The sequence below is a fragment of the Halomonas sp. IOP_14 genome (assembly GCF_021021315.1).
Classification (GTDB): domain Bacteria; phylum Pseudomonadota; class Gammaproteobacteria; order Pseudomonadales; family Halomonadaceae; genus Vreelandella; species Vreelandella titanicae.
In genome coordinates this window covers 1-4894 of sequence record NZ_JAINWD010000088.1, presented here as the reverse complement: position 1 = coordinate 4894, position 4894 = coordinate 1, and the positions used below count along the sequence as shown (strand labels likewise).

Sequence of the window (4894 nt, the reverse complement as noted above, 5' to 3'; positions counted from 1 at the left end):
ACCGGTCTCCGGAATAACCGGGGCGGTTCAGTTGCTGGAAAATCACCTAGCCACACAGCTTTTTGATCGACGTGTCACACCTATTCGCCTGACCCCATCTGGTAAAGCGCTCACGCCTACTGCGTCTGAGTTAGTACGGCTTTCTCAAGAATGCGAACAGAGTGTAAGAGTACTTGACCACCCTTTGACCTTTGCATCGTTGCATACGCTTGCCTGCAACTTCTTTCCACAATGGATATCTCAGTACTCCACTCTAGACGAACCATTATTTACACGGATCGATACAGGGCATAAAAGTACCGAGAATTATTACATGTCACTTGTGTCTGGGCGCAGCGACTTTATTCTGTTCTACCGTGACACTGAATCGGAGCGGTATTTTCAGCGCGATGACTTTGAAGTGCTCTCGCTAGGAACAGAAGAGCTTTATTGGGTAGGCACACCGGAGATGGCCAAATTGTGCCAACAGTCTCATGGCACTATTCCTTGGCTCACTTATGCCAGATCGGCTCAATTACATGAATTATCGCGACCTCAAGTAGCTCGGCATCCTGAACCAAATCGCCTAAAAAGAACCTTCGAAGCTACTGTATCAGAAGCGCTCAAGCCTATGGTTTCGTTAGGGATGGGCATCGCCTGTATGCCACATAACATGATAGCTCCTCTAGTCGAGGAAGGCCGGTTGGTTAGACTATACCCCGATATGCCCTCGAATCATTTAGAGATAATTTTGGTGAGATGGCTAGGTAATCATGATGCAACTGCTGATACTTTCTGGAAGCGTCTTAGCAGCAATTAGTATCGATGACGACCTTGGCGTGATGAGGGCTGGTGAACCAACGCTCGTTCAGACATTCATCTCGAAACCGCCCGTTGAACGATGCGATGTGGGCGTTATGATTGATTTTTCCAGACTCAATTAAAAACAGTGCAACGTCACGCTGATGAGCCCACGTCAACATAGCGCGCCCACAGAATTCCTTTCCATCATCTGTACGAATGGTGCTAGATGGCCCACGCTACACAGCCAGTTGATCCAGAATCTGCGTTAATGGCAGCCCATAGCATGCTCGGGCACGATGGCCATGCTTCATGGGTATCGTCGTCGACAACGGTTAAGTTCTTTATCCCTCGTACTTCAGCGGTACGGTCAAATACAAAATCTATTGATCAGACCTGATCAAAGCACAAGAACCTACGAACAGCCATTACGGCTTTATACTACTGCGATAGGGTAGCTATCAGATTACGACCCGTGTGAGGCTTAGCATCTACATCCCCCCAGCACCGCCGAGGAGAATCACTGCATTAGTAAAGTTAAATTTGCGAGCCCGCTCACTACCACTAATATTAGAAGGCGCCGTCCGAATCACTGCACGGAACTAAGGTGTTGTGGTTGCTTGCTGGGGTAGGTGCCCATAGGCCTGCACCCACATGAATTGCTTTAGAGCACTCTATCGGGCAGCAGAGGAAAGCCTCTATAGCCTATGTGGTCATCAGTCGCCCTACGCTTATGCTCGGCTTCTAGTTGAGCGGAGCTAAAAAATAAAGGGAAATGGGAATGTTAAAAAACAGCTATTTAATCTCTCGTTCGACCGCCACGGCTCTTTCTCTGCTGCTATCTTCCTCGGCTTTGGCGGATGAGGTGTACAGCGAGACAGCAACCGGTATGGTCGAAGCCGCTGTTCAAGCGATCTGCGAGGGTGATAAAGAAAGACATCTTTCAATGCACCAGCGGAAAATTGAACCCGATCTATATTATGAGGAAAAATTCTCTGCCTTCCATACAGCATGCAGAGATAACGGTATAGCAGATATTGAAACGACATCTGATTTTGATGATGCATTAATGCAAGAGCAAAAGCGTCGATTTCACATTGATGCAAACATCGTCATGGGAGACGGGTCTGTGTACGCAACCACGTTTCGAGTGATTTGGGGGTCGTTCAACGTGCCAGAGGGTAGCAACTCAGTCGAGGCGTGGAGATTGGGCGGCCTTAGTAGAGTAGAAGTACCTATCCTCAGGGAAGACCTGTCGCGAAATTAACGGATGGCTGATGGACTTACTCGTTACTTTTCTTTCCAGCACATCGCTTAAATAATTTTTCGCTCACTGAGCGGGCTCAGTGAGCGTTTTAAAGGGTAACTTTGCCAAGCTGGCGCTGTCACCACTAATAAAAATTAGTCTTATTGCGCGATTTCTTTCACAACCCAACTGACCACTTCTTCATTACCAAATTCAGCCTTCCACTCCTGGATAACTTTGTGATTCCCGCCACGGGTTTCTACTACCTCACCAGTGTGTGGGTTCTTGTATACCTTCAAGGGACGTTTTTTACGCCCATCTGTGCTGCTGGTGCTTACCTTGCCAGCTTTTGCTGGTTTAGAGCGGTAAGATGGGTCAAGCATTTCACATACGTCGCGCGCTAATTTTCCGTGTTCAGTCATAAGTGCTTGTAGTCTTTCTTTGAATTCAAGCTCTGCTTTTAGCTCACTGTTGTTTTCCAGCGCTTGCAGCTCTTCCTGCAGCTGCTTTAACATCTGTTCTTTTTTGAGATAGTTACTCAGTACCGACGCCATAGTCTAAATTCCTATATTTTTAAAATTTAAGGTAACCCTTAAACATATATCTTACGCATTATAGCTTTAATATAGCCATTGAGAAAAGGAAAGCTCAATTTTCAGGCCTGGATGCATAGAATAACCGCAGCACTTTGGATCATAAGGTAAAGATAGGAGGGCCAGCAACGGCATCCTCTCTGCCTTAACCTGCCATAGTGAAGCAGGGCATGGGATATCGACAACCGACTCAGGCCCCACGATACCAAATTTTTAGCTATCTTTAGACCGACATCAGCCAGCGGGCCATTGGATCCCACAGCAGCACCATTAGCTTCGAGATAAAACGCAACGAGCCGACCAGGGTTATGCGCCAGAACAGGCCTTGTCGGCCAGACATATATTTGCGACCCGCACCGCTCATGCCAGCGTGGTATTAATGAAAACACCAATGACTGATTCGCCAATATTTCCCGAAAGGGACAGGCTTCCGACACGGGTCAGACACAGAGCTAAGGGTCGTCGTCAATAACCTCAACGATAGACCAAGAAAGCGGCTGGGATACCGAACCCCAGCCCAGGTGTTATTAGGAGAATACGCAGAAGCACTAGCAGCCGCTGCATTTATTGGTTGAATTCAGAATTAAAGGCTAGGCAGCTGAGTTTCTATATTAGAAATGCCATTCGATATTAAGCGTCATAGCGTCGGTATCAACCCCTGGCTTATTGTGATTACCAAATTTATTGCGCCAATATTCGTAGCCAACGCCGGCCCATAGCGAGTTTTCCACCCCCCACGAGACTTGTCCTACATCCAGCATCAGCGAGGTACGCATTAACTGCTCAGGCTTGGTCGAATCGCCAAAGTAGTCATCCCCTTTCGCACCGTTGTAGTTATAGAAGCCTTGAAATTTTAGCGGTAACGCAGCCGCTTCAAACGGTAACCCCCAAGCCAAATTGATTTGGTAATAAGGGTCAAATGAGATGCTGTTCTGGTTTTCGGGTAGCCCACAGGGTGGCAGGCCGCAGTGGTTCCACTCCCGGCTATAAAACAGGCTTAGATCTACAAATCCTCGCTGCACGTCAAACTTAAACGTTGGCCCAACTACCAGTTGGCGCTTACGCGGCGCAAAACCGGTGTTTTTAGTGTTGAGGTCAAACCCGAAGGTTAGTGCCATATCCCTCACTGGCCCGAATGCTACCGGCTCATCAAACACGCCCCCCGCATGCAGTTGATGACGGTATGTCAAGTACGCTTCCGTTGCCCCTGAGTCACTATTGCTGGCGGGATCTTCATTACTGGACTGTAGAAGATCCAGATTGAAAAAGTTTTGCCCCAGTGAATAACCACTTGCATGGGTGAACTGGAGAATATGCTTCTCCACATTTTCAGGGTTATTAGGCTCCATAAACTGTGTTCCATAGCGATAACCCACAAACGTATCACTCCACGCCGCCGCATGAGCACCTGCCGACATACAGCCAAGAAGTGTGGCCACCGACACGTACTTAGCCACTGCTCGGTTTCTCTTCAACATGCGAAAACCTCTTTTGTTTGATTTTTTAGACGCATTTTTTAACGCCGCGAATGTTTTTGCTGGCGTGAACAACCGTTTTTTTTTCGATAACAGCACTTCTTAGAGTACATTTATCTATATTTATTGTATACAATAAGAATGACAATAAAATACAAAAGGAGCATACAATGTCGCTAATTTTAAACGCCGCACGCCCTAGCAGCCTTGGTTTAGAAGATTTTCTTACCCATTACGGCGATATATTCGAACACTCGCCATGGGTAGCAGAAACTTTTTGGAAACAAGAGCTTACTGATCAGCATGATGATGCCGATGTACTAGCAGACAGTATGGGAGCAGTGCTTAGGAACGCCGATGTTGATCAGCAAATTGCGGTTATCCGCGCTCACCCTGATCTAGCGGGAAAAGCCGCCTTGGCCGGCGAATTAACCCAGGACTCCACCCGCGAACAGGCGGGAGCAGGCCTAGACCAGTGCACCGCTGCAGAGTTTGAGTGCTTCCAACGGCTGAATCAGGCTTACCAGGATAAGTTCGGCTTCCCCTTCGTGATTGCCGTTAAAGGGCTTGATCGTCACGCCATTCTCGATGCATTCGAAAAGCGACTTGAAAACGACGCCGTAACTGAACGACAAACAGCCATTAATCAAATCATCCAGATAGCGCGCTTTCGCTTGCACATGCGTGCCGAGACGGCTGCATAAACCCCATGAGATTACTCTTCCCACAGCCTGAACGGTGCTCGCCCTTCAGGCTGTGAGGCTTACCCTTTATCGTCATTCGGAGAGACCTCTATGAGT

Annotated in this window: 5 protein-coding genes and 2 pseudogenes; 4 read left to right on the top strand and 3 right to left on the bottom strand. The window is 47.9% G+C overall.

The window, feature by feature from the left end; all coding sequences use genetic code 11:
- A partial coding sequence (locus tag K7H09_RS24085) for a LysR family transcriptional regulator (RefSeq protein ID WP_230806332.1) occupies positions 1-799 on the top strand: 799 nt, incomplete at its 5' end.
- Here the strand turns inward: K7H09_RS24085 and K7H09_RS24080 are convergent.
- A pseudogene (locus K7H09_RS24080) lies at positions 798-1170 on the bottom strand (integrase core domain-containing protein); the annotation flags it as partial. The gene K7H09_RS24085 and the pseudogene K7H09_RS24080 sit on opposite strands and share 2 nt — an antisense overlap.
- Before the next feature lie 391 nt (positions 1171-1561).
- Between K7H09_RS24080 and K7H09_RS24075 the strand changes: the two are divergent.
- A complete protein-coding gene (locus K7H09_RS24075; RefSeq protein WP_022521385.1) occupies positions 1562-2047 on the top strand; it encodes a hypothetical protein in 486 nt (161 codons plus the stop codon).
- Positions 2048-2187: 140 nt separating this feature from the next.
- Here the strand turns inward: K7H09_RS24075 and K7H09_RS24070 are convergent, their stop codons facing one another.
- Positions 2188-2580, bottom strand: coding sequence for a histone-like nucleoid-structuring protein, MvaT/MvaU family (locus tag K7H09_RS24070; RefSeq protein WP_027958395.1), 393 nt, complete (start codon positions 2578-2580; stop codon positions 2188-2190).
- Between the two features lie 375 nt (positions 2581-2955).
- Here K7H09_RS24070 and K7H09_RS24065 point away from each other — a divergent pair.
- Positions 2956-3194, top strand: a pseudogene (locus K7H09_RS24065) (transposase); the annotation flags it as partial.
- Between the two features lie 36 nt (positions 3195-3230).
- Here K7H09_RS24065 and K7H09_RS24060 read toward each other — a convergent pair.
- Complete coding sequence (locus K7H09_RS24060; RefSeq protein ID WP_208797103.1) at positions 3231-4097, bottom strand: hypothetical protein; 867 nt, start codon at positions 4095-4097, stop codon at positions 3231-3233.
- A gap of 167 nt (positions 4098-4264) precedes the next feature.
- On the opposite strand from K7H09_RS24060, the gene uraD reads away from it, so the two are divergent.
- On the top strand, positions 4265-4798 hold the full coding sequence (gene uraD / locus K7H09_RS24055; RefSeq protein ID WP_230806330.1) for a 2-oxo-4-hydroxy-4-carboxy-5-ureidoimidazoline decarboxylase: 534 nt from the start codon (positions 4265-4267) through the stop codon (positions 4796-4798).
- The last annotated feature ends 96 nt before the right edge of the window (positions 4799-4894 follow it).